The sequence below is a fragment of the Arthrobacter sp. ISL-69 genome, from assembly GCF_018613775.1.
Classification (GTDB): domain Bacteria; phylum Actinomycetota; class Actinomycetes; order Actinomycetales; family Micrococcaceae; genus Arthrobacter.
The window spans coordinates 161,029-185,165 of the sequence record NZ_JAGGPO010000010.1 but is presented as its reverse complement, the minus strand read 5'-3'; the positions used below and the strand labels follow the sequence as shown (position 1 = coordinate 185,165).

The window sequence follows — 24,137 nt, the reverse complement described above, 5'->3', positions numbered from 1 at the left end:
AAGGGTAGGTTCAGGGGGAATCCAACGGCCGATGCCTTGGATCCGACTGACGATTCGGGGGTGACGGAAGTGAGCTTACGGCCCTTGACGGAGCAGGAACGCGCGGAAGCCCTGGGCAAAGCGGCAGTGGCACGGGCAGCCCGGGCGGAGGCCAAGGAACAGCTGAAGTCGGGATCTCTCTCGGTGGCTGATCTCATCATTTCCGGCGACGGCGATTCCGCCCTGGCACGAATGAAGGTCTCCGAGATGCTCGAGGCCCTGCCCGGCATTGGCCGCGTCAGGGCGGCCGCCATCATGGATGAGCTGGGCATTGCCGCGTCCCGCAGGCTGCGGGGGCTCGGCATTCACCAGCGCCGGGCGCTGGTAGATTTTATGAACGAGAAACAGGTCCATCCGAATACCGCACAAAGGAATATGTGAGCAAGAAACCGGGACTGACAGTCCTCGCCGGCCCGACGGCTGTTGGCAAAGGCACCGTGTCCACCTACATCCGGGACAACTACCCCGAAGTCTGGCTTTCCGTCTCAGCCACCACGCGTCCGCCGCGCCCGGGGGAGCAGGACGGGGTGCACTACTTCTTCAAGTCGGCCGACGAATTCGACGCGCTCGTGGCTGGCGGGGAGCTGCTGGAGTGGGCCGTGGTCCATGGCCGCAACCGCTACGGCACGCTCCGCAGCACCGTGGACGCAGCCATTGCCGATGGCCGGTCAGTGCTGCTGGAGATCGATCTGCAGGGCGCGCGCCAGGTCAAGCAGGCCGTTCCGCAGGCCCAGTTCGTCTTCCTTGCCCCTCCCAGCTGGGAGGAAATGGTCCGCCGCCTGGTGGGCCGCGGCACGGAAACGGCCGAGGAACAGCAGCAGAGACTGGAAACCGCTAAACTAGAACTTGCCGCTGAGCCGGAGTTCGATCACACAGTCATCAATGATGACGTTCGACGCGCAGCGGACGAACTTGTTTCACTCATGGGGCTGACCCCGCACCCGCATTAGCAGCCGGGTCGGATCGGCCCGCTAGAATTTGGAGAATTCGTGTCCACGAACCTTGAAGGCATCATCAACCCGCCGATCGACGAACTGCTGAAGGCAGCTGATTCCAAGTACGGCCTGGTGATCTTCGGTGCCAAGCGTGCACGTCAGATTAACGCATACTACGCCCAGCTGCACGAGGGCCTGTTCGAATACGTGGGCCCGCTGGTCGACACCAAGCTGAACGAGAAGTCGCTTTCCATCGCCCTGCGCGAGATCAACGAAGGCAAGCTCGTTTCGACGCCGATCGAACCTGCAGAGTAGAACTCTTCAGCCCAGATCTCATCAGACTACAGACTGCCTGTTGACGGAGGTCACGTGCGCATAGTCCTCGGAGTCGGGGGAGGGATTGCCGCCTACAAGGTGGCATCGCTCCTCCGGCTTTTTACTGAAGCCGGCCATAACGTCACGGTGATTCCCACCGAGGCGGCCAACCGCTTCGTCGGAGTGGCGACCTGGGAAGCACTGTCCGGAAACCCGGTCAGCAACAGCGTCTTTGATGACGTCCCCTCGGTCAACCACGTACGCCTGGGCCACGAGGCGGACCTCATCGTCGTGGCTCCGGCCACCGCTGACCTCCTGGCACGGGCCGCCGGCGGCCACGCCGACGACCTCCTGACCAACACGCTGCTGATGGCCAGCGGTCCCGTGCTGATGGCTCCGGCCATGCACACCGAAATGTGGCTCCACGCCGCGACCCAGGCCAACGTGGAGACGCTGCGGAACCGTGGCGTGGCGGTCCTCGAACCCGCCAGCGGACGGCTCACCGGTTCCGACTCAGGTCCCGGCCGGCTGCCCGAGCCGGAGGCCATTTTCGAAGCTGCCCTTGCCCTGATGCAGGACGGCGGTGTCCCCGCGGAGCTGCCGCTGGCCGGCCGGACAGTCACCATCAGTGCAGGCGGCACGCGTGAGCCGCTGGACCCGGTCCGGTTCCTCGGCAACCGCTCGTCCGGGAAGCAGGGCGTTGCCCTGGCCGTGGCCGCCCGCAACGCGGGCGCCAGCGTCCGGCTGATCGCCGCCCACATGGAAGTACCGGTTCCCGCCGGCGTCGAGGTGGTCCGGGTGGAAACAGCGGTGCAGCTCCGCGAAGCTGCGCTGCGCGCGGCCGCCGACTCCGACGTCGTGGTCATGGCCGCCGCGGTGGCGGACTTCCGTCCCGCCGAGGTTTCGGACACCAAGATCAAGAAGCGGGACGACACAGCCGATCCGGTCATCAGCCTGCTGCGCAACCCGGACATCCTGCAGGAGCTCGTGGAGGTCCGGGCAGCGAACAGGCCGGGGCAGCTGATCGTGGGGTTCGCAGCCGAAACCGGCGACGCCCACGGCGACGTGCTCGCCTACGCCGAGGCCAAGCTGCGTCGGAAGGGGTGCGACCTGCTGGTGGTCAACCATGTCGGTGAGGGCCTGGTGTTCGGGCAGGACCACAACTCCGTGGTCATCCTTTCCCGCTCCGGCTCCGAACCACAGGCAGCGTCCGGTTCGAAGGATGAAGTCGCGGCCGCCGTCATTGACCGCATCAGCTCCGAGCTGAGCCGCGTTTTTCCACGATCCTGAACGGCCGGCGTGTGCAAGGCCTCCTTAGCAGGGGGACACATGCTGAGGCCTGACCGAATCCCAACCAGTAAGGTAGTTGAGTGACTTTACCGCTGCACATTCCCGCATCCCACGGCGCGACGCCGCCGTCCCTTCGTCTTTTCACGTCGGAGTCCGTGACTGAAGGCCATCCGGACAAGATCTGCGACCAGATCAGCGATGCGATCCTGGATGCCTTGCTGGCGAAGGACCCCGAGTCCCGCGTGGCAGTCGAGACCCTGGCCACCACCGGGCTGGTGCACGTAGCGGGCGAAGTCACCACCGACGCTTACGTTGAGATCCCGCAGATCGTGCGCGAAACCATCCTTGGGATCGGCTACGACTCCTCGGCGAACGGGTTCGACGGTGCCCGCTGCGGCGTCTCCGTATCCATCGGCCAGCAGTCCAACGACATCGCCGGCGGTGTGTTCAATTCCCTGGAGGCCCGCGAAGGACGCCAGGAAGACGATTACGATCTCCAGGGAGCCGGCGACCAGGGCCTCATGTTCGGCTACGCCAGCGACGAGACGCCGTCATACATGCCCGTCCCGATCTGGATTGCGCACCGTCTTTCCGAACGCCTCACTGAAGTCCGCAAGAACGGCGAGCTATCCTACCTCCGCCCGGACGGCAAGACCCAGGCCACGATCGGCTACGACGGCGACAGGCCCGTTTCCGTCGAAACCATCGTGATCTCCAGCCAGCACGCGGAAGGCGCCAGCCTTGAGCAGTTGCGCGCTGACCTCGCCACGCACGTGATCGATCCCGTCCTGGCGGCAGCCAACCTGGACATCTCCCGCACACGCAACATCCTCAACCCGGCCGGTGCGTTCGTGATCGGCGGCCCCGTCGGCGACGCCGGGCTGACCGGACGCAAGATCATCGTGGACACCTACGGCGGCATGGCTCGCCACGGCGGCGGTGCCTTCTCCGGCAAGGACCCGTCCAAGGTTGACCGCTCCGCGGCTTACGCGATGCGCTGGGTGGCCAAGAACGTGGTTGCCGCGGGACTCGCCAAGCGGGCCGAGATCCAGATCGCCTACGCCATCGGCCAGGCACGGCCCGTGGGCACCTACGTTGAAACCTTCGGCACGGAAACAGTGGATCCCGATCGCATCAGCCAGGCGATTGCGGAGATCTTCGACCTGCGTCCCCGGGCCATCATCGACGCGCTGGACCTTAAGCGGCCCATCTACGCCAAGACCGCGGCGCACGGACACTTCGGCCGCGACGATCCCGACTTCACCTGGGAGCGGCTGGACCGGGTGGACGAGCTCAAGGCCTTCTTCAACGCCTGAGAAACACCGCCCGTCCGCAAACCCAAATGCCGGCAAGCCACGAAGGCGTACGTCGCTGGAAATAATTGTCGGTGCCATGTGTTTGGCTGTAGCAGGGCCCCCGACCGGGCGGCCCTGCTACAGTGCTTTCCGGCTGATGGCGCCCGAGCTGCTGCCCCTGAACCGCCGGCACCACTACTGGCAGGATGCTGAATGGAGGTTGGTCCCGTGGCTTCGTTTCCCGGCGATGGTTCCGCCACCGAAGAACCGCTCCAGCTGTCACTGCTCCAGGGATTCCCGGCGGGCCGCCCGCAATCTCCCGGCGGACCCGCCCTCGCACACTTGCTGCCGGTTGCCCGGGTTCTCATCGAGTCTTCGCTGCCCCACCTGGACCGCCCGTTCGACTACAGCGTGCCGGCTTCGCTTGACGACGCCGCGCAGCCGGGCGTCCGCGTCAAGGTCAAGTTCAACGGCCAGGAACTTAGCGGCTTCATCCTGGACCGGCTCGCTGAATCCGACGCCGGGCACACCCTCGTACCGCTCCATAAGGTGGTGTCGGCCGTTCAGGTGCTCACGCCGGAACTGGCCGAACTCGCAGGCAAAGTCGCCGCACGCTACGCCGGCACGCTGAGTGACGTGCTGCGTGTGGCCATTCCGCCGCGGGTCGCCAAACTGGAGAAGGAACTGGCCGCGGAAGGAACGCTCTCCGCAGGCCCGCCTGCCGCCGCAGCGGAGGCCGCAGCCGGGGAACGGGAACCGGCTGGGGGCCGCGTTCCCGCCACAGCAGTACCCTGGGCCCGCTACGTCAACGGTGCTGCGTTCCTCCAGCATCTTGGGGCCGGAGAGTCGCCGCGTGCGGTCCTGAGCGCACTCCAGGGCTTCGGCCCCGCCGGCTGGCCCGCGCTTATTGCCGAAGCCGTGGCGGCCGTCCGCGCCTCGGGCCGCGGCGCAGTGGTGGTGGTTCCGGATTACCGCGACCTGGACCGGGTGGAGGAGGCCCTGGCCGCCCTGCTGCCACGGGAGGACATTGCCCGGCTCACCGCTGACGACGGCCCGACACCCCGCTACCGCAGCTACCTTCGGATCCTCGCCGGCACTGCCGGGGTTGCCGTCGGCACCCGCTCGGCAGCGTATGCCCCCGTGCACAACCTTGGCCTGGCGGTGTGCTGGGACGACGGCGACGACCTCCACATCGAGCAGCGGTCGCCCTATGCGCACACCCGGGAAGTCCTCCTCCTGCGGGCCGAACAGGAAGGTGCTGCCTGCCTGATGGCCGCACACACCCGCAGCACTGAACTGCAGCGGCTGGTGGATGCCGGCTGGGCCCGGGCGGTCGAGGCCGACCGGCCGGAGGTGCGCCGGACGGTGCCCCGGGTCCTGAACACGGCGGACAGCTTTGAACAGGAACGCGACCCCCTCGCCCGGATCGCCAGGCTGCCCGGTGCGGCCTGGCGCGCCGCCAAGGAGGGCCTGGAACGCGGCCCCGTCCTGGTCCAGGTGGCCCGTTCCGGCTATGCGCCGTCGCTGGTCTGCGATTCCTGCCGGGAACCGGCCCGTTGCACCGCCTGCAGCGGACCGCTCGCTGTTGCCGGCGCCGCCGGCAGTTCAGCCGTGCCCCAATGCCGCTGGTGTTCCGCTCCCGCGCCGGCCTGGCGCTGCAGCCACTGCAGCAGCCCGCGGCTGCGCCGCTCCGCCACCGGCGTGCTGCGGACCGCGGAAGAACTGGGCCGGGCCTTCCCCGGCAAGCCGGTCATCACCTCGTCCGGGGACCACGTCAAGGCCACAGTCCCGGACACCAAGGCCCTCGTGGTGGCCACCGTGGGAGCGGAGCCCGTAGCAGCCGGCGGGTATGCCGCCGCACTGCTGTTGGACGGGGACTCCTTGCTGCGTCGTGAAAACCTCCGCGCGGGGGAGGACGCCGTCCGGCGCTGGTTCAACGCCGCGGCGCTGGTAAAACCTGCCCGCGAGGGCGGCCTTGTTGTCATCACCGCCGATGACACGGCGGGGGTCGGCGCACTGCTTCGCTGGGACGCCGGGGGATATGCACGCCGCGAACTCTCCCTGCGCCAAGAGCTCCACTTGCCACCGGCAGTCCGGATTGCCTCCGTGACCGGCGGCCGGACCGCCGTCGGGCACTTTACCGAGGCGATTGAAAAGCAGCTGGCCAGGCAGGACATTTCCCTGCGCACAGCGGGTCCGGCGCCGTTGCTGCTGTCGGACGCACGTCCCGGCCAGCGGGAGTCCGGCGAGGACGTCCGGACCCTGCTGTTCATTCCGTATGCCCGGGCGGCCGAAGCCACCCGGGTGATGAGGGCCGTCAAGGCAGCCGCAGCGGCCAGGCGCAGCGATGATCCCGTGCAGCTGAGGCTCGACGGCGTGGATGTGCTCTAGCGACGTGCACCAACTGACGTGCGCCCAACTGACGTGCGCCCGCGGGGCTGGCCTTAGCGCCTGTTGATCCGGGCAGCCTCTTCGGCCAGCTGGACCAGTTGCCGTGCGGAGTGCGCCCAGCTGAATTCCGCCGCGCGTTCCACGGAACGCCGTGACTGCGCCTTCCACACGTCCGGCTGCTCCAGCCGCCGGACGGCCTCGGCGAACTCCGACGGGGAATCCGGATGGACATAGCTCACGGCGTTATGGCCCACTTCGCGGAAAATCGGAATGTCGCTGGCGATGACGGGCGTGCCGTGGGACATCGCCTCCACGAGGGGCAGGCCGTAGCCCTCCGCGCGGGACAGGCTGATCAACGCGGTAGTCCGGGCCAGCAGCTCCTCGTACTCCGCGTCCGTCACGCCGTTGTGGAAGACGATGTTGGCGCCGTCCGGGACCAGGGCCTCGAGCTCCGCCCTGCGCTGCGGAGTGATGCGACTGAGGAGGTGAAGAGTCATGTCCGGCAGTTCGGCCATTCCCCGGACCATGGTTTCGACGTTCTTGTACGGCATGAAGGAACCCATGTAGAGAAGGGTTTTGTCCGCGCCCGCCCCGGGATCGCGGGGCGTGTGGCCGTGCTGCGGTGCGTTGCCCACAATCCGGACGGGCCGTTTGGTGAGGCTGTGTTTCGCGATCAGCGCCTCAGTGGTGTGGCTGATCGTGGCCACCACGTCGGCCCGGTTCAGGAGCATCCGTTGCGGCCAGTAGGCCTTGTGGTAGAGGCGCCACAGCACCCGGACGGGACCCGGCAGGAATCCTGGCGGCGCGGGGTGCTCGTAGTAGATCAGGTCGTGAAGGGTCAGGACCAGGCCGTATTTCCGGCCAAGCGTCCCCATCGTCTGCATCGGGCACACCACCACGTCGGCGCCGAGCTTGTTGACCTTGGCAGCCACAAACAGTTCTGCGGGGGAGAGCGGGCTGTTGATCAGCGTGTAGGGGACGTCCGGCAGCAAGGCAAGCTGCCGGGGGTCGCTAATGAGCATCGAGACGTCCGCAATCCTGGCCGTGGCCGCGATCAGGCTGGCGCCGTACCTGCTGATGCCGTCGTGGTGGTCCAGGCGGGTGAAGCGGGCATCGATAATGATTTTCACGCGGGATGGTCCTTCAGGAAGCGTCTGATGAAGCCGGCGGCCGGTTCGGGCGTCTCGTAGTGGATGAGGTGGCCGACGCCGGGAATGACATGGAGGGTGCCGTCAGGCAGGAGCGCCGCCAGTTTGTGCTGGTCCGGGAGCATCGCGATTTCGTCCTTTTCCCCGGCCACCAGAAGCACCGGCAGGGTGAGGTCCCGGGCAACCTCGGAGACGTTGCTGCCGACGGATGCCTTGAAGGATTCAAGCAGGCTGTCCCGGTTGGCGAAGGCGGAGAAATAGGCGTTGTGCTGCCCGTGGATGAACCGCAGGAGCTGCTTGTCCCGGGTCTTTGCCATTGCCACGCTCATGACCCTGACGATGAGCCGGCTGCGCAGCAGGAACAGCCCCAGGGCGCGGGGGAGCCTGGCGGAGGCCTCGTAGTAGAGGACGGCCAGTTTGGTCATGATGCCCTTGGGGCCCTCGAGGGCCGGTGCTGCGATCGGGTTGATGAGGACAAGGGGGAACACGGCACGGGGGTTGGCCGCCACGAAATGGCTGGCAATGATCGATCCGAAGGAGTGTCCCAGCAGCACCGTTTCCGGCCCAAGGCCAAGGGCAGCCATGAAGTCGCTGATGAACTGTCCGTACCGCATCACGCTGTGCTCACCGTCAGCAAAGGCATCCGAGCTGCCGAAGCCCGGGAGGTCGGGCATGATGAGGCGCATTTCGGGCAGCTGGTCCGCAATCCTGAGCAGGCCGTGGTGGTCGCCGCGGAAGCCGTGGATCACCAGGATGGTCCTGGTTTCGGGAGTCACCCGCACAGGCTCGTACACCCAGTAGTCGACATTGCTGCCCTGCAGGTCCACGCTGCCGGCCCGCGTCCTGGCGTCGAGTTGCCCGCTGAAGAGGGGCGGGGCCTGTGCCGGTCCCGTGTCCACTTGTTCCATGGTTTCGAATCCTAGTTGACGTTGTCCGGGTGGGAGCCTGTGCGGTGGCCGCGTTCCAGGCCGGCAAGGGCGGCCATGTCTGCGGCGTCCAGGGTGAACCCGAAGACGTTCAGGTTCTCCCGGATCCGGACGTAGGAGCTGGCTTTCGGGATCACTACGTTCCCCAGTTGCAGGTGCCATCTCAGGATGATCTGCGCCGCGGTCCGGCGGTGCGCCGCTGCGAGCTCCAGAACCACCGGGTCCTCAAGCACCTGGCCCCGGCCCAGCGGGCTCCACGCCTCGGTGCGGATGCCAAGCCGGTCGTGCAGCCGGCGGAGTTCGTCCTGCTGGAGCCAAGGGTGGAGTTCTATCTGGTTCACGGCGGGGACCACTTCAGCGGTCTCGAGCAGGCGCTCCAGGTGGGCGGGCTGGAAGTTGGACACGCCGATCGCCCGGATCCTGCCCTCGCGGTAAAGGGTTTCCATGGCCCGGTAGCTTTCGGTGAAGAGTCCGCGGCCGGCGCATGGCCAGTGGATGAGGTACATGTCGACGTACTCCATGCCCAGGTTGGACATGGACGTGTCGAAGGCGCGCATCGTGGCGTCGTAGCCATGGTCGTCGTTCCACACCTTCGTGGTGACAAACAGGTCCTCGCGGGAGAGGGACGGGGATGCCTCGCCGGAGCCTCCGCCGGCACCGCTGCCCGCGAACCCGGACAGCGCGCCAATGGCCTTGCCTACTCCGGTTTCATTTCCATACATGGACGCGGTGTCGAAGTGCCGGTAGCCGGCTTCGAGGGCCATGGTCACCAGCCCGGCCGCGTCGGCCGAGGGGACCTTGTAGAGCCCGAAGCCCAGCTGGTCGATCAGCACACCGTTGTTGAGGCTTAGCCGCGGCGAGGTTTTCATAGCACTGACTCTACCGACTCGGCGCCGCGCGCTCCCGGGGACAGGCCGTCGGGCGGTCGTCGGAGGCGTCAGGACAGTCCGTCAAAGCTGACCAGGCGCCGCGCCATGGCTTCATCGAGGATCAGGTCCGTGGCCAGCCCGGCGGCGAGCGCGCCGCGCAGTCCTTTGATCTTTGAGGCCCCCGAGACGACGCAGATGCGGCGCCGGACCTGCCGCAGCTGAGCCAGCGCGGGACCGGTGGACCTTTCGTTCAGCGTGATGCCGTCGGATGACCCGTCGCCGCGGAAAAACACGGTCGCGACGTCACCCACCACGTCCGAGGTGGCCAAAATGTTCAGGTCGCTCTCGTCGAGGTAGCCGCCGGCATAGACGTGGCTGGGGTAGTCGGCGTCCACCGAACCGACGCCGAAGATGGCGATGCTCATGCGTGACTGGAGCTCAAGGATGCGCTGGACGCTGCGCTCATTCCACATGGCTGTTTTGGTGGCGGCGTGGTCGAAGAAGGCCGGAACCGGAAACTGTTCAACGCGTGCGCCATAGGCGCTGCCGAACCTGCGCATGATGTCACTCGCGTAGGTGATGCCGGTGGTCTGCATGTTGCCGGCGCCGTTGAGCTGGACGATCACGCTGTCATGGGTGATCTTGCGGGTGAGGTGCCGGCTGACGGCGCTGAGCGTGGATCCCCAGGCGACGCCGATGATGGCGTTTGAGTCAACCAGCGGTCCGATGGTTCGTGCAGCCTGCATGGCCACTCTGTCAAGTGTCTCCGCCTCATTCAGGGTGTCGACGACCGGAACGACGTGGACATCCACCCGATATTGGGCACGGATCATGTGCTCCAGTTCCGGCCCGGTGTCGAGCGGATTGCGGATCTGGATCTGGACCAGCCCGGTCTCCCGGGCAGCCGAAAGTAGCCGTGAAACCGTGGATCTGGAGGTCCGGAGTTCCCTGGCTATGGCGTCCATCGTGAGGTCCTGCAGGTAATACAGTTGTGCAGCTCTGAGGGCTTCTGAGTGGCGTGAGCGAGGCATTCCGGTCCCATCCTGCACGTTTGTGCATAGTGCTTGACTCCATTTTCCATTACTCCAAACAATAGTGGTGAACGGCGCCGCGCTGTGAGGCGCGCCGCACAGGACCAAACCCCAAAGGAGCAGTTTTGGGAACCAAGGATTCATCCGGCCATCCGGCCACCAGCATCCCGCGGACATCAGTGCAAAGCCTGCGCCGGCGTCCCCGCGCCCAAGTCCTGATCATCGGCGGCGGGATCAACGGAGTAGGTACATTCCGCGATCTGGCACTGCAGGGTGTGGACGTCGCGCTCGTCGAACGGGGCGACTACTGCCAAGGAGCCAGCGGTGCATCGTCGCACATGATCCACGGCGGAATCCGGTACCTGGAAAACGGTGAGTTCCGGCTGGTCCAGGAGTCCGTCGTCGAACGCAACAGGCTCCTGCGCATCGCACCCCACTACGTCAAGCCGCTCCAGACCACCATCCCCATCTTCAGCACCTTCTCCGGAGTACTCTCGGCGCCGCTGCGGTTCCTGACCCACAAGCAGCAGGGCAAACCGAAGGAACGCGGAGCCTTCCTCATCAAGCTCGGCCTGAGCATGTACGACTTCTTCTCTCGCGACGGCGGCACCGTTCCGCGCCACCAGTTCCGCGGCCGGAAGCGCGCCCTGGCCGAGCTGCCGCGGCTGCACCCGGGCATCAAGTACGCGGCCACCTACTTCGATGCCTCGGTCCACAACCCGGAGCGGCTCACCCTGGATGTGCTGCAGGACGGAGAGAAGGCGGGCACGGCCGGCCCCAGCGATGCGCGGGCCAGCAACTACCTTTCGCTCGTCTCCATGGGTGGAGCGGCCGGGACCCGTACCGGCTCCACCGGCGGCAGCACAGTCCAGTTGCGCGATGAACTCAGCGGCGGGGTCTTCGACTTCACGGCTGACGTCATCGTCAACACCACAGGTGCCTGGGTCGACCTGACCAACGGGGCCATGGGCGCAGCGTCCACCTTTATGGGCGGCACCAAGGGCTCGCACATCGTGCTGGACCACCCCGAACTCCTCGAAGCCTGCAACGGCCGTGAGATCTTCTTCGAACACACCGACGGGCGGATCGTCCTCATCTACCCGATGGGCGACCGCGTCCTCGTGGGAACCACCGACGTCGATGCTGACATGGCCGAGGACGCCGTGTGCACCGACGCTGAGATCGACTACTTCTTCGACCTGATCGGCCACGTGTTCCCGGACGTCAGCGTGGACCGGGACCAGATTGTCTACACCTTTTCCGGTGTCCGTCCTCTGCCCAAACACGATGCCACCCAGCCTGGCTTCGTCAGCAGGGACTACCGGATCGAACGCTGGGCCGGCGGGCAGGAAGCGGCCGCGGGCGGCAGCGGCGCCGTCGTACTCAGCCTTGTCGGCGGTAAGTGGACCACGTTCCGTGCGCTGGCCGAACACCTGACGAATGACGTGCTCAGGGAGCTGGGGATGGAACGCAAAATCTCGACGGCGAAACTCGCCATCGGCGGCGGTGCCGGCTTCCCGGACACGCAGGCCGGTGTTCAGCAGTGGATCAAGGCCCATATGTCCGCAGGCCGCGATGCCGACCGAATTTCCGGATTGCTGACCCGCTATGGAACCCGCGCCGAAGAGGTCCTGCGCTTCCTCGACGCCGGCCCGGACCGGCTCCTGCACTCCACCCGGGAACTCAGTGTCCGCGAAGTGGAATTCATGGCCCGGCACGAACAGGTGGGACACCTTATTGACGTGCTGATCCGGCGCACTTCCTTGGCCTTCCGCGGCCTGGTGACGGGCGAACTCCTCAACGAGGTGGCCGACGTCCTCGCTGGTCCGCTGGACTGGGACGTCGCGACCCGTGCCGCCGAAATCCACAATGCCCAGGAGGTGCTTGAACGCTTCCACGGCGTCCAGGTCCACAGCCTGGTCGCTTAGCAGGCTTGCGTGCCCGGGCAGTGATGCCCGGGCGCAAGGGCTGCGCGGTTCCGCTGGAGCAGCAGCCGGCGCAGCAGCCGGCCGGCATTTCAACAACATTGCCGGCCCAACAGCCCTTCAAACTCGCGAAGGGCTGACAACAGAAAATAGAGGAGTCAAAGATGTCTCTTGGAATTGTTTTTCTTTCCGAAGTATTCGGAACCGGGATGCTGACCTTGTTGGGTTGCGGCGTGGTGGCAAACGTCGCGCTCAAGGGCACCAAGGGCAACAACGGCGGATTCCTAATGGTCACATGGGGGTGGGGCATCGCAGTCTTCGCCGGCGTCTATGTCGCCGCCCGGTCCGGCGCGCACCTGAACCCCGCCGTAACCCTGGGCCTGCTGATCAACGGAAAAGCGGAGTATGCTCCCGGCGTCAGTGTCGACTTCGCCTCCACGCTGACATACTTCGGCGGTGAACTCCTGGGCGCATTCCTGGGCGCAGTAGTCATGTGGCTTGCCCACAAGCAGCACTTTGACGCCGAACCGGAGCCCGCCAGCAAGCTCGCCGTGTTCTCCACCGGCCCGGCCATCCGTTCCACCCCGTGGAACCTGATCACCGAGATCATCGGCACGTTCGTGCTCGTCTTCGTCATCCTGACGTTCGGCGGCACCCCTTCCGGCCTCGGCCCGCTGGCAGTGGCCCTGCTGGTTGTCGGCATCGGCGTATCCCTCGGCGGTCCCACCGGATACGCCATCAACCCCGCCCGTGACCTTGGCCCCCGCATCGCGCACGCGCTGCTCCCCATCAAGGGCAAGGGTTCCAGCGACTGGAGCTACTCCTGGATCCCGGTTGTCGGGCCGCTTGTTGGCGGTACCCTGGCCGGCGTCGTCGCGGCAGTAGTGCCGATCATCGTCACGGCAGCTTCCTGATCCCCGCCCCGCACCAACACACTGACCAAGCCCTTCACACAACAGACAAGGACGTCAACATGAACCAGTACGTAATCGCCATCGACCAGGGCACCACCAGCACGCGCGCCATCGTCTTCGACCACAGCGGCAGCATTGTCTCCTCCGGCCAGATGGAACACGAGCAGATTTTCCCGCAGGCCGGCTGGGTGGAGCACGACCCCGCCGAAATCTGGGACAACACCCGCGAGGTCATCGCCTCGGCCCTGTCCAAGGCGAACCTGACCCGGCACGACATTGCCGCCGTCGGCATCACCAACCAGCGCGAAACCGCCGTCGTGTGGGACAAGACCACGGGCAAGGCTGTCTACAACGCCATCGTCTGGCAGGACACCCGGACCCAGGACATTGTGGATGAACTGGCGAAGGACGGCGGCCCGGAACGCTTCAAGCAGAAGGTGGGCCTGCCGCTGGCCACGTACTTCTCCGGCACGAAGATCAAGTGGATCCTGGACAACGTGGAGGGCGCGCGGGCCAAGGCCGAGGCCGGCGACCTGGTCTTTGGCAACACGGACTGCTGGGTGCTGTGGAACCTCACCGGCGGAGTGGACGGCGGAGTGCACGTCACCGACGTCACCAACGCCTCCAGGACCATGTTCATGGACCTCGAAACGCTGTCCTGGGACCAGGAGATCCTGGATGCCTTCGGCGTCCCTGCTTCGATGATGCCCGCCATCAAGTCCTCCTCCGAGGTCTACGGCACCGTCCACACCTCCCAGTTGCTCCGGGAAGTGCCGGTTGCCGGCATACTCGGCGACCAGCAGGCAGCGACGTTCGGCCAGGCGGCGTTTGAGGCCGGCGAAGCCAAGAACACGTACGGAACGGGCTGCTTCCTGATCTTCAACACCGGCGAGGAAATCGTCCACTCCAAGAACGGGCTCCTCACCACGGTGGGCTACAAGCTGGGGGACGCCGCCCCGCACTACGCGCTGGAGGGCTCGATCGCCGTCACGGGATCCCTCATCCAGTGGCTGCGGGACAACCTCGGCCTGATCAGCAGCGCCCCGGAGGTGGAGACGCTCGCCGCCTCGGTCAAGGACAACGGCGGCGTCTACATCGTGCCGGCGTTCTCCGGACTGTTCGCACCGTACTGGCGTTCGGACGCCCGCGGCGCGATTGTGGGCCTGACCCGCTTCGTGAACAAGAACCACATTGCCCGCGCGGCGCTGGAAGCCACCGCTTTCCAGACCCGTGAGGTCCTCGACGCCGTCAACGCGGACTCCGGAGTTCCGTTGACGGAGTTGAAGGTCGACGGCGGCATGGTTGCCAATGACGCGCTGATGCAGTTCCAGGCGGACATCCTGGGCGTGCCTGTGATCCGGCCCAAGGTTGTGGAGACCACCGCTTTGGGTGCGGCCTATGCTGCCGGCCTGGCCGTCGGGTTCTGGAAGGACCTGGGGGAATGCTCGGCCAACTGGTCCGAGGACAAGCGCTGGGAACCGCAGATGGAACAGGATGAGCGGGACCGCCAGATGCGCCTCTGGAAGAAGGCTGTCACGAAGGCCATGGACTGGGTCGACGAGGACGTGAAGTAGTCTGACCTGTCGTTGATGGCAGCCGCACCTGCCCCGCCCGCTTCGCGGTGCCCACCACACCCGGGCGAGGCGCGGCTGCCATCAACTCATCCGTCAGCTATTCAGCCGCTCGTGGCGACTTACGTTTAGGTGAACGTGCGGGTGCGCTAAAGTAGTTCTATGCGTGCGATCCTTCTGCTTAGCTAGCCGCCCGGTATCCCGACCAAATACGGATTGCCGAGCGGCCGCCCCTCCATGTCGAGGGGCTTTTGTGTGTCTGGGGTTATCTCCCGGCCGCAAGCAGGGGATCAGGGGGCCTGGGCGGGACAGGACGCCAGGGCCGTACGAAAAGCGGTACAGAACAGAAGAGGGCAGCAGTGAGCGTTCAGCCGGAGACAGAGACCGGAACAGCAACAGTCGCGACGGACGGCCCGGAGGAGGGCACCTACAGCTTCGCCGCGATGGAGGCCAAATGGCCGCAGGTGTGGGAAGACCTCAAGGTGTTCACCCCCGTCGACGACGGCTCGCGCGAGCGCCGCTATGTCCTCGACATGTTCCCCTACCCTTCAGGCGACCTGCACATGGGCCACGCGGAGGCGTTTGCCATGGGCGACGTCGTCGCGCGGTACCTGCGCCAGAAGGGCTACGACGTCCTGCACCCGATCGGCTGGGACTCCTTCGGCCTGCCTGCGGAGAACGCCGCCATCAAGCGCAACGCGCACCCCAGCGAGTGGACGTACGCCAACATCGAGACCCAGGCGGCGTCCTTCAAGCGCTACGCCATCTCGGCTGACTGGTCACGGCGCGTGCACACTTCGGACCCGGAGTACTACCGCTGGACGCAGTGGCTGTTCAAGCGCTTCTACGAGCGCGGGCTGGCGTACCGCAAGGATTCCCCGGTCAACTGGTGCCCCAAGGACCAGACCGTGCTGGCCAACGAACAGGTAGTCAACGGTGCGTGCGAACGCTGCGGCACGCCCGTGACCAAGAAGTCCCTGAACCAGTGGTACTTCAAGATCACCGAATACGCCGACCGCCTGCTGGATGACATGGACGAACTGCGCGGCCACTGGCCCGAGCGCGTCCTGGCCATGCAGAAGAACTGGATCGGCCGGTCCGAAGGCGCCCACGTCAACTTCGTCATCGAGGCCGACGGCAGCCGGCCCGCCAAGGACGTCACCGTCTTCACCACGCGGCCGGACACCCTGTACGGCGCCACCTTCTTCGTGGTGGCTGCTGACGCGCCGCTGGCAGTGGAGCTGGTCACGGACGAGCACGCGGCAGCCTTGGACGCCTACCGCGAACAGGTTAAGGCGCTCTCCGAAATCGAACGCCAGTCCACTGAACGGGAGAAGACGGGCGTCTTCACCGGCCGGTACGCAGTCAACCCCCTGAACGGCGAGAAGCTCCCGGTCTGGGCGGCGGACTACGTGCTGGCGGACTACGGCACAGGCGCCATCATGGCCGTCCCTGCCCACGACCAGCGCGACCTCGACTTCGCCAAGACCTTCGACCTGCCCGTCCGCGCTGTGCTGGACACGGGAGAAGACGACCCCGCTGTGACCGGAACGGCCACGGCGGGCGAGGGCACCCTGATCAACTCCGGCGTGCTCGACGGACTGCCCAAGGCGGAAGCCATCCCGGCCGCGATCGAAATCCTGGAGAAGCAGGGCACGGGCGAAAAGTTCGTCAACTTCCGGCTGCGCGACTGGCTGCTCAGCCGCCAGCGGTTCTGGGGAACCCCGATCCCCATCATCCACTGCCCGGCCTGCGGTGAAGTTCCCGTCCCGGACGAGCAGCTGCCTGTCAGGCTGCCGGCTGACCTGCGCGGCGAAGACCTGTCCCCGAAGGGCACCTCGCCGCTGGCTGCCGCCGAGGCGTGGGTCAACGTTGAGTGCCCCAACTGCCACGGCCCCGCCAAGCGGGACACCGACACCATGGACACCTTCGTTGACTCGTCCTGGTACTTCCTGCGCTTCGTCTCCCCGCAGTACACCGGCGGCCCGTTCGACCCCGAGAAGATCAACGACTGGATGCCGGTGGGGCAGTATGTGGGCGGCGTGGAGCACGCCATCCTGCACCTGCTGTACGCACGGTTCTTCACCAAGGTCATCCACGACCTGGGCATGATCGACGCCGACGAGCCGTTCAGCGCCCTGCTCAACCAGGGCCAGGTCCTCAACGGGGGCAAGGCCATGAGCAAGTCGCTGGGCAACGGTGTTGACCTCGGCGAGCAGCTGGACAAGTTCGGTGTGGACGCCGTGCGCCTGACCATGATCTTCGCTTCCCCGCCGGAGGACGACGTCGACTGGGCGGATGTTTCGCCGTCGGGCTCCGCGAAGTTCCTGGCCCGTGCGTGGCGGCTGGCGCAGGACGTCACCAGCGCGCCCGGAACGGACGCCGCCCTGGGAGACCGGGCGCTGCGCTCAGTCACGCACCGGACCATCGTGGACGCCGCCGCGCTGCTGGACAGCAACAAGTTCAACGTGGTGGTGGCCAAGCTGATGGAGCTGGTCAACGCAACCCGCAAAACCATCGATGCAGCCTCCGGGGCCGGCGGGTCGGATCCCGCCGTCCGTGAAGCAGCCGAAGCCGTGGCCGTCATCCTGAGCCTCTTCGCGCCCTACACGGCCGAGGACATGTGGAACGTGCTGGGGCACCCCGCGTCGGTGGCCAACGCCGGCTGGCCCGGGCATGACGAAGCGCTCCTGGTGCAGGAGACGGTGACTGCAGTGGTCCAGGTCCAAGGCAAGGTCCGCGACCGCCTCGAGGTCTCTCCCGGGATCGGCGAGGACGAGCTGCGGGAACTGGCACTCGCGTCCGAGAATGTGCAGCGCGCCCTTGACGGGCGCGGTATCCGCACGGTCATCGTGCGTGCCCCTAAACTGGTCAACATCGTCCCGGCCTAGCCGGGGCACCGGCCGCCGGTACTGCCGGCGGCCGGCCATGATGTTTAACCGGAACAGCAGGGGGATGCCGTGAACGACCGGGAGCCGGCCGGCTGGCCGTGGCTGAGGGAGCGGCTGGTCCGCCTACGGCAGGCCACCCGGCAGGGAGCTGCTCCGGAAGCAGTGGTGACGGGCGCCGTCGTACGCACCGCGGTGGTTACCGACTCCGCAGCCGCACTTCCCGCCGACTGGGTCAGGGACTTCACCGCCGACGGGCGGCTGACCGTGGTTCCCATGCCCGTGATGGTGGGGGAGGAGATCTACGGCGAAGGCGAAGACGACATCACCGACACGATCGCGGTGGCGTTGGCCACCGGGAGGCCGGTCAAGACATCACGGCCGTCGCCCGGCCAGTTCGAGCAGGCCTATCTGGCGGCGCTGCGCCACGGCTACGAAGCCGTGGTCTCCGTGCATATCTCCGGAGCGCTGTCCGGCACTGCCGACTCCGCCAGGCTCGCGGCATCCCGTGTCGGCATCCCCGTGGAAGTGGTTGATTCGAAAACCGTGGGCATGGCGCTGGGCATGGCGGTGCAGAGCGCGGTAGTGGCCGCCGCGGACGGACGCCCGGCAGCGGAAGTGCGCGCTTTTGCCGAGGAGCGGCTGGCCCGCACCAAAGTGTATTTCTACGTTCCCAGCCTCGAGCAGCTGCGCCGCGGCGGCCGGATCGGAGCAGCGGCTTCCCTGTGGGGAACTGTGTTTGCCATCAAGCCGATCCTTGCCGTGGACGACGGGAAGATCGTCCCGCTGGAAAAAGTCAGGTCGGCGGCGCGGGCGGTGGCACGCCTCGAGGAAATCGTGGTCGCGGACGCCGCGGCGCGGCCTTCGGGCCAGGCCCGGCTGGCGGTCCACCACTTCGGCAACCCGGCCGAAGCCGCGGAACTCGCTGGCCGTCTGGCCGCCTCGCTCCCCGAGGCACCGCCGGCGCAGATCAGTTCGCTCCCTGCGGTGCTCGCGGCACACGCGGGACTGGGAGTGCTTGCCGTCATCGTGGGGGAGAGCAGCACGCCGGCGAGGGATCCGGTGGGCGGCTCCGGCTGACCCGTTCCGCAGGGGCCGGCCGCCAGCCACCACTGGTTCAATCCCGGCGCTGGTAGTACAGTCTCTCCACCGGGCAAGGAGGCTCCCATGTCAATGCAGGTCCACCACGTTGCGCAGTTCGACAAGGACGTGTCGGAAGAAGTGACCAACTGGTTGAAGTATCTCAAGGGCCAGGTGACGAGCGTCCAGTTCCTGACCACGACGGTTCCGGATCCCAAGGCGCCGGAGGCCTGGCGGGTCCAGTACGAGGCGTACATCACTTACCAGAAGTAGCCTGCCGCGGGGCCTTGCCGCCAGCCCGCTATCCACATACGCTCCTTCGCGCTGTCTGTTCCACGCCCGTTCTCCTAGCGTGGGGGTATGTCACGCCGGAACGCGGAAGCGGGAGAACCTGCCGCGGCCAGCCGTGCAAGGCGCCGCCTGACTGCTTCGCTGGGACCGGCCGGGGGCGGTGATGGCACCGGCGGGCACGGGACCGGCGGTGCGGTATCAGGTCCGGGCCTTTTGGGGCACGGCAACGCGGCGGCGGGCGGGGAGCCGTTTAGGTACGACGGCGGTGCGCAGCCGGCCCGTGACGAGGTCGACTCGCCTTCCGGTGGCGCGGCGCACGGACCCTCGAGATTCAGGTGGCGCACCGGAGTGCGTGTGGCCGTAGTGGTGGGGATACTGGGTCTTCTCCTTGGGGGCTGGTTCTGGTGGGACGTTGCCGCCGGCAGTCCCCAAGTAACTCCCCTGGGCGACGTCCGCAGCACGGAAGGCAGCGCGCAGCGGGACGACGGCACTGGTGCTCCGGTGGAAGGCCCCGGTGGGCCGGCCGGCGGAGGCCCGGCCACGGGCGGCACACGCGGCGCGAAAATCGTGGTGCATGTCGCAGGCGCCGTCAATAGGGCCGGCGTGGTCGAGCTGCCGCAGGGAAGCCGCGTCCACGAGGCCATCGCGGCGGCTGAGGGCAGCACGGCGGAAGCGGACCTGAACCGTCTGAACCTGGCCGCTGTCCTCATCGATGGCCAAAAGATCCACGTTCCAGCGCATGGCGAGGTTGTGGATGAGGCGGCCGGGGTCCCGCCCGCCGGTCCTTCAGCCGGCGAAGCAGCCTCCGGCGGACCGGCGGCCGGCGCCAGGATCGACTTGAACTCCGCCACGGCAGAGGAGCTGGGGGCACTGCCGCGGGTGGGTCCGGTCCTGGCCCAGCGGATTGTCGACTGGCGCAAAGAGCACGGGCGGTTCAGCACAGTTGAGGAACTCGACGCCGTGGACGGTGTTGGACCCAAGATGCTGGAAACGCTGCTGCCACTCGTGCGGGTGTCCTGAGATGGGCAGGCCCAGCCCGTGGCAACGCTTTGTCGATTCGGCTGTACGGGATAGCCCTCAGGTGCCGGCGCCGGCCCCTGCAGGACCGCCGTCCGGTGTGCGCACCAACCCGGACGTCCACTCCACGGGCGTCCGCGGTATTGTGCCGCGCATGGCGAGAGGCCTGCAGGCGCTGCTGGTGGCCCGCCTCCTTCCTGCCCCCGCGGCCAGGCCACAGGCAGCGGGCAAGCAGGCTTCGGCCGGAACCGGAACCGGAACCGGAACCGGGGACAGGCCGCGGCGCCGGACCGACCTGCGCCTGGCGCCGCCCGCCCTCCTCGTCTGGGCCGCCGCGGTCGCCGGCGTATGGCTGCAGCTGCCGGCGCTGGGCCTGGTGATAGGCGGCCTGCTCCTGGGTGCGGCTGTACTGCTTGCCGCGATCCGCCGCCGGTCCAGGAAACGGGCAGGACCTGTGCCTCGGAGCTTCCTGACCACCCTCATCGTTGCACTCGTGCTGGCGGCAGCCGTCGCCTCCCACTCAGCGGTAGCCACATCGCAGAAGCACGGCGGGGCCGTGGCCGAGGCAGTCTCCTCGCGGTCCGCCGTCGTGATTGAACTGGAGATTGCGGGACCGCCGCGACAGCTCAAGTCGCCTGGCCGTGCCGGGGCGGACCGCTGGGCAGTCCCGGCCACCGCGTCTACGATCATCGCCAGGGGTAACCTGATCCGCGGGGAGGCCCAGTTGCTGATCATGGGCGGTGCTGATTGGCAGCGTGTGGTCCCCGGCCAGCGGATCCGGACAACCGGCAAGCTGAGGCCTCCCGACGACGGCCAAGCGCAGGCAGGAATCCTGTCCGCCAGTACCGGCCCGACCACCATCGTTGCCCCCTCGGGATGGCAGGAGGGGCCGGCCGCGCTGCGCGGCGGGTTTGCCGCCGCCGCGGATTGGATCGGCGGAGATGCCAGGGGCCTGTTGCCTGGAATGGTGACGGGTGACACCGGCTTTCTGGATGAACAGCTTCAAACCGCCATGAAGACAGTCGGAATGACCCACCTGACCGCAGTCAGCGGCGCGAACTGCAGCCTTATCCTGGGGGCACTGTTATTGGCTGCCCGATCTCTACGCCTGCCCCGGGCGCCCGCTGCAGCGGCTGCACTGGCGGGACTGGCACTGTTCGTGCTGATGGTCGGCCCGGACGCCAGCGTCCTTCGGGCCGCGCTCATGGGGGCGATCGGGCTGGTATCCCTGTCCGGAGGCCGGACCGGGCGCGGACTCAGCTTCCTCTCGCTTGCGGTGATTGGACTGCTCATGGCGGATCCCGCACTCGGGACCAGCTTCAGTTTCCTCCTGTCCGTGCTGGCAACGCTGGGCATCGTGGTGGCCGGCCCGCGGATCATGGAGTGGCTTCCGCCTGCCGTTCCGCGCTGGCTGGCCGCCGGACTCGCGGTTCCCCTTTCGGCCCAGCTGTTCTGCGGGCCGGTGATTGTCCTGCTGCAGCCCCAGTTTTCGTCCTTCGCGCTGCTGGCGAACATGGTGGCGGCGCCGCTCGTGGCGCCGGTAACCATCCTCGGCACCGCAGCCGTCCCATTGGTGCCCCTGGCCCCGTGGGCAGCTATCGTTCCTATGGCGGTAGCGGGGGCCTGCGCCGCCGGTGTGGCGGGCGTTGCCAGGTTCTTCTCTGCCCTGCCCGGCGCGGCCCTGCCGTGGCCGGAGGGACCGTTCGGCGCGGCGACGATGGTGGTGCTGTCCGCCTGCACCATTCTTGCCATGTGGCTCATTCTGCACCCGCGGGCCGTGTGGGCACTGGTCCTGGCGGCGCATCGACGGACCGTGGATCTGCTGGAGCTTTGGCCCCGGTTTACTGGTTTGGATGAGCGCCGCCGCCGTGGGAATCTTAGAGGTAATAATCCAATTTCCGGGAGGAACAAAGAGTGGCCGCTGCGCAAAAAGCCCGATCCAAGCCGGCGACGTCAGCGACGGCCACCTGGCGCGATGTGACCCCCGCCCGTGTCGTGCTCATCGGTGGGCCCGAAGAATACCTGGGCATCCGTGCCATGGACCGGGTCAGGTCACAGGTCCGCGCAGCCGAACCGGATGTGGAAATCACCAGGCTCAACGCCGGCAGCTACGAACCCGGGTCGCTCGCCATGAACGTGAGCCCTTCCCTGTTCGGGGAATCGAAGCTCATCGAAATCGAGTCCGCGGAAGCAATGAATGACGCTTTCCTGGCAGACGCCCTCAAATACCTGGCGAACCCCGAACCAGACGCTGTCCTGGTGGTCCGTCACGGCGGCGGGGTCCGGGGCAAGAAGCTGCTTGATGCCATCAAAGCCGCCGGCTGGCCGGTGGTCGATTGCCAGCCCCTCAAAAAGGACGCAGACAAGTCGGCGTTCGTTGCAGCGGAGTTCAAGGCCGCCTCACGACGGATCGAGCCGGAGGCCGTCCACGCCCTGGTCAATGCGGTGGGCGCCAGTCTTTCGGAACTCGCTGCCGCCTGCAGCCAGCTCATCGCGGACGCAGCCACGGCCGTGGATACGGACATGGTGGACCGGTATTACGGCGGCAGGATCGAGGCAACGGCGTTCAAAGTCGCTGATGCCGCGTTGGCCGGCAACGGCCCACTCGCACTTTCCACCCTTCGCCACGCCCTCGCCACGGGAGCGGACCCCGTGCCCCTAGTGGCCGCGCTGGCCGCCAAACTTCGGACTGTCGCCAAAGTGGCCGGGGCGCAGGGCTCCTCGGCCCAGATCGCCCGGCAGCTCGGCATGCAGCCGTGGTTGGTGGAACAGGCGCAGCGTGACGTCCGGCGCTGGACGCCCGAGGGCCTGGTCCGCTCCATCCAGGTGACGGCCGAGGCGGACGCCCAGGTCAAGGGCCTCTCCCGCGATCCCGTGTACGCCGTGGAGCACGCCGTCACCGTCATCGCAACGTCGGTCCGCCGCGGCTAGTGTGCAGAGCCGCATCGCGAGAGGCGCACGCAGTCGTTAAATGGATGTGGCCGGCACCCCGAGGGGTGCCGGCCACGATCATCAGTTCAGTTGAACTGGAAAACCTTAGAGTGCGTTGACCTTCTTGGAGATCGCCGACTTGCGGTTTGCAGCGTTGTTCTTGTGAAGAACGCCCTTGCTGACAGCCTTATCCAGCTTACGGCCTGCAGCAACCAGCGCAGCAGCAGCGGCATCCTTGTCGGTGGACTCAACGGCGGTGTTGACGGCGCGGATGGCCGTCTTCAGCTCGGACTTGACTGCGTTGTTACGCAGGCGAGCCTTCTCGTTGGTGAGGATGCGCTTCTTCTGGGACTTGATATTAGCCACGTGTGAACTCTCTTTTTAAAGCGGAAAATGGTCTAGAGGGCTTTCAGATTGGCCATTGACTGAGCGGCGTGGGGATACCTATGGCGGCCAACCATCAGTGGCCGTCGACCTGCACGGACACACAGCTGTCAATGATAGCAGACACACGGCACTGCTGCTGGTCCTCCGGTTGTTCCCGTGGTCTTCCGGAGGGGTTTCCGTCAGCTCCAGCCGTGCAGCTCACGGAGTGCCGACGAAACACTGTCAAAGCGCTTCCGGTCAAGGACGGCGCCCTCCCTGCGGATGTCAGCAGGGCTGATCTGGAGGATGCGGTCCAACTTCGCTTCGCTGGGCCGGCGCTGCCGATCCCAGCTGCCTGTGCCGATGTCCACGTAGCTGTCGTCATTTCGGCGGTCCTGGTCGTGGTCCTTGCTGGTAAGCATGAGTCCCAGCAGGTACCGCCCGCGGCTCCCGATTAGCAGCACGGGCCGGTCCTTGCCCTGGGAGTGGTCCTCCTCATACGGGACCCAGGTCCACACCACCTCACCCGGTTCCGGCTTGCCGTTGGGGGAGGGTGCGTACTTCACGCTCGCGACGCCCTTGAAGTCGCCGGGATACTTTCCGCTTATTCCGCCGGCAGCTCCGCGCGGCGTAGCGCTGGCCCGCGGCGCGCGGACGTGCGGTTGCCCGCCCGGACGGTCTTTGGCCGGGCGCCCTTCCAGGAAGCGAATTGCGGCGCGTACGGCCTTGCCGAGGGAGCGTAGGTTCAGTGCCATGCTGCAACGATACTGCGACTGCCGGGACGGACGCTGAGCGGTGCCGCAGGCCGGGCACGCAAACAATGCACCGACTGGCGGCCGGACGTGGGACACTATAAGTTCACGTGCGGCAGGTCCCGCGATGGCTTCGGCCTTCCTGATCACAGCCGCGAAATGC

At 66.7% G+C, this 24,137-nt stretch carries 21 protein-coding genes; 15 read left to right on the top strand and 6 right to left on the bottom strand.

What is annotated here, in order from left to right; all coding sequences use genetic code 11:
- Nucleotides 1-69 precede the first annotated feature (69 nt).
- From mihF to J7I79_RS06200, 6 genes are all read left to right on the top strand, one after another.
- Nucleotides 70-420: an integration host factor, actinobacterial type gene (gene mihF, locus J7I79_RS06225; protein ID WP_214951553.1), complete on the top strand. Its 351-nt coding sequence runs from the start codon at nucleotides 70-72 to the stop codon at nucleotides 418-420.
- Entirely contained in the window at nucleotides 417-989 is a 573-nt protein-coding gene (gene gmk, locus J7I79_RS06220) for a guanylate kinase (protein ID WP_214951433.1), read from the top strand. The genes mihF and gmk overlap by 4 nt, the downstream gene beginning before the upstream one ends.
- Before the next feature lie 39 nt (nucleotides 990-1,028).
- The gene (rpoZ, locus tag J7I79_RS06215) at nucleotides 1,029-1,289 is read left to right on the top strand and encodes a DNA-directed RNA polymerase subunit omega (RefSeq protein WP_011692102.1); all 261 of its coding nucleotides are present in this window, start codon (nucleotides 1,029-1,031) and stop codon (nucleotides 1,287-1,289) included.
- A gap of 54 nt (nucleotides 1,290-1,343) precedes the next feature.
- Nucleotides 1,344-2,579: a bifunctional phosphopantothenoylcysteine decarboxylase/phosphopantothenate--cysteine ligase CoaBC gene (gene coaBC, locus J7I79_RS06210; protein WP_214951431.1), complete on the top strand. Its 1,236-nt coding sequence runs from the start codon at nucleotides 1,344-1,346 to the stop codon at nucleotides 2,577-2,579.
- 80 nt (nucleotides 2,580-2,659) lie between these two features.
- Nucleotides 2,660-3,895, top strand: coding sequence for a methionine adenosyltransferase (gene metK, locus J7I79_RS06205; RefSeq protein ID WP_214951429.1), 1,236 nt, complete (start codon nucleotides 2,660-2,662; stop codon nucleotides 3,893-3,895).
- A 207-nt stretch (nucleotides 3,896-4,102) separates the two neighbouring features.
- Entirely contained in the window at nucleotides 4,103-6,265 is a 2,163-nt protein-coding gene (locus J7I79_RS06200; RefSeq protein WP_311380532.1) for a primosomal protein N', read from the top strand.
- A 53-nt stretch (nucleotides 6,266-6,318) separates the two neighbouring features.
- Here J7I79_RS06200 and J7I79_RS06195 read toward each other — a convergent pair whose 3' ends face one another.
- From J7I79_RS06195 to J7I79_RS06180, 4 genes are all read right to left on the bottom strand, one after another.
- Nucleotides 6,319-7,395 (bottom strand): glycosyltransferase family 1 protein, encoded by a 1,077-nt coding sequence (locus J7I79_RS06195; RefSeq protein ID WP_214951425.1) that lies wholly within the window; start codon nucleotides 7,393-7,395, stop codon nucleotides 6,319-6,321.
- Complete coding sequence (locus tag J7I79_RS06190) at nucleotides 7,392-8,321, bottom strand: alpha/beta fold hydrolase (RefSeq protein ID WP_214951424.1); 930 nt, start codon at nucleotides 8,319-8,321, stop codon at nucleotides 7,392-7,394. The genes J7I79_RS06195 and J7I79_RS06190 overlap by 4 nt, the downstream gene beginning before the upstream one ends.
- 11 nt (nucleotides 8,322-8,332) lie before the next feature.
- Nucleotides 8,333-9,208 (bottom strand): aldo/keto reductase, encoded by an 876-nt coding sequence (locus J7I79_RS06185; RefSeq protein ID WP_214951422.1) that lies wholly within the window; start codon nucleotides 9,206-9,208, stop codon nucleotides 8,333-8,335.
- A 68-nt stretch (nucleotides 9,209-9,276) separates the two neighbouring features.
- Nucleotides 9,277-10,239, bottom strand: a complete 963-nt coding sequence (locus J7I79_RS06180) for a sugar-binding transcriptional regulator (protein ID WP_104172982.1) — start codon at nucleotides 10,237-10,239, stop codon at nucleotides 9,277-9,279.
- Nucleotides 10,240-10,364: 125 nt separating this feature from the next.
- On the opposite strand from J7I79_RS06180, the gene J7I79_RS06175 reads away from it, so the two are divergent.
- The 9 genes from J7I79_RS06175 (at nucleotide 10,365) to holA (ending at nucleotide 22,856) form a co-directional block, all read left to right on the top strand.
- Nucleotides 10,365-12,167 (top strand): glycerol-3-phosphate dehydrogenase/oxidase, encoded by a 1,803-nt coding sequence (locus tag J7I79_RS06175; RefSeq protein ID WP_214951420.1) that lies wholly within the window; start codon nucleotides 10,365-10,367, stop codon nucleotides 12,165-12,167.
- A 161-nt stretch (nucleotides 12,168-12,328) separates the two neighbouring features.
- Nucleotides 12,329-13,078, top strand: coding sequence for an MIP/aquaporin family protein (locus J7I79_RS06170; protein WP_104172980.1), 750 nt, complete (start codon nucleotides 12,329-12,331; stop codon nucleotides 13,076-13,078).
- Between the two features lie 59 nt (nucleotides 13,079-13,137).
- On the top strand, nucleotides 13,138-14,652 hold the full coding sequence (gene glpK, locus J7I79_RS06165; protein WP_214951418.1) for a glycerol kinase GlpK: 1,515 nt from the start codon (nucleotides 13,138-13,140) through the stop codon (nucleotides 14,650-14,652).
- Between the two features lie 356 nt (nucleotides 14,653-15,008).
- Nucleotides 15,009-17,540, top strand: coding sequence for a leucine--tRNA ligase (leuS, locus tag J7I79_RS06160; RefSeq protein WP_214951416.1), 2,532 nt, complete (start codon nucleotides 15,009-15,011; stop codon nucleotides 17,538-17,540).
- Between the two features lie 69 nt (nucleotides 17,541-17,609).
- Nucleotides 17,610-18,617 (top strand): DegV family protein, encoded by a 1,008-nt coding sequence (locus tag J7I79_RS06155; RefSeq protein WP_214951414.1) that lies wholly within the window; start codon nucleotides 17,610-17,612, stop codon nucleotides 18,615-18,617.
- Between the two features lie 87 nt (nucleotides 18,618-18,704).
- Complete coding sequence (locus J7I79_RS06150; protein ID WP_104172976.1) at nucleotides 18,705-18,890, top strand: hypothetical protein; 186 nt, start codon at nucleotides 18,705-18,707, stop codon at nucleotides 18,888-18,890.
- A gap of 87 nt (nucleotides 18,891-18,977) precedes the next feature.
- Nucleotides 18,978-19,928: a helix-hairpin-helix domain-containing protein gene (locus J7I79_RS06145; RefSeq protein WP_214951413.1), complete on the top strand. Its 951-nt coding sequence runs from the start codon at nucleotides 18,978-18,980 to the stop codon at nucleotides 19,926-19,928.
- Between the two features lie 97 nt (nucleotides 19,929-20,025).
- Entirely contained in the window at nucleotides 20,026-21,906 is a 1,881-nt protein-coding gene (locus J7I79_RS06140) for a ComEC/Rec2 family competence protein (protein ID WP_311380531.1), read from the top strand.
- Complete coding sequence (gene holA / locus J7I79_RS06135; protein WP_104172973.1) at nucleotides 21,840-22,856, top strand: DNA polymerase III subunit delta; 1,017 nt, start codon at nucleotides 21,840-21,842, stop codon at nucleotides 22,854-22,856. The genes J7I79_RS06140 and holA overlap by 67 nt, the downstream gene beginning before the upstream one ends.
- 105 nt (nucleotides 22,857-22,961) lie before the next feature.
- Here the strand turns inward: holA and rpsT are convergent, their stop codons facing one another.
- Both rpsT and J7I79_RS06125 read right to left on the bottom strand, forming a co-directional pair.
- On the bottom strand, nucleotides 22,962-23,222 hold the full coding sequence (gene rpsT, locus J7I79_RS06130) for a 30S ribosomal protein S20 (RefSeq protein WP_090581023.1): 261 nt from the start codon (nucleotides 23,220-23,222) through the stop codon (nucleotides 22,962-22,964).
- 200 nt (nucleotides 23,223-23,422) lie between these two features.
- Nucleotides 23,423-23,977 carry a type II toxin-antitoxin system PemK/MazF family toxin gene (locus J7I79_RS06125; RefSeq protein WP_214951409.1) on the bottom strand — a complete coding sequence of 185 codons (555 nt, stop codon included), beginning with the start codon at nucleotides 23,975-23,977 and terminating at the stop codon, nucleotides 23,423-23,425.
- Between the last annotated feature and the right edge of the window lie 160 nt (nucleotides 23,978-24,137).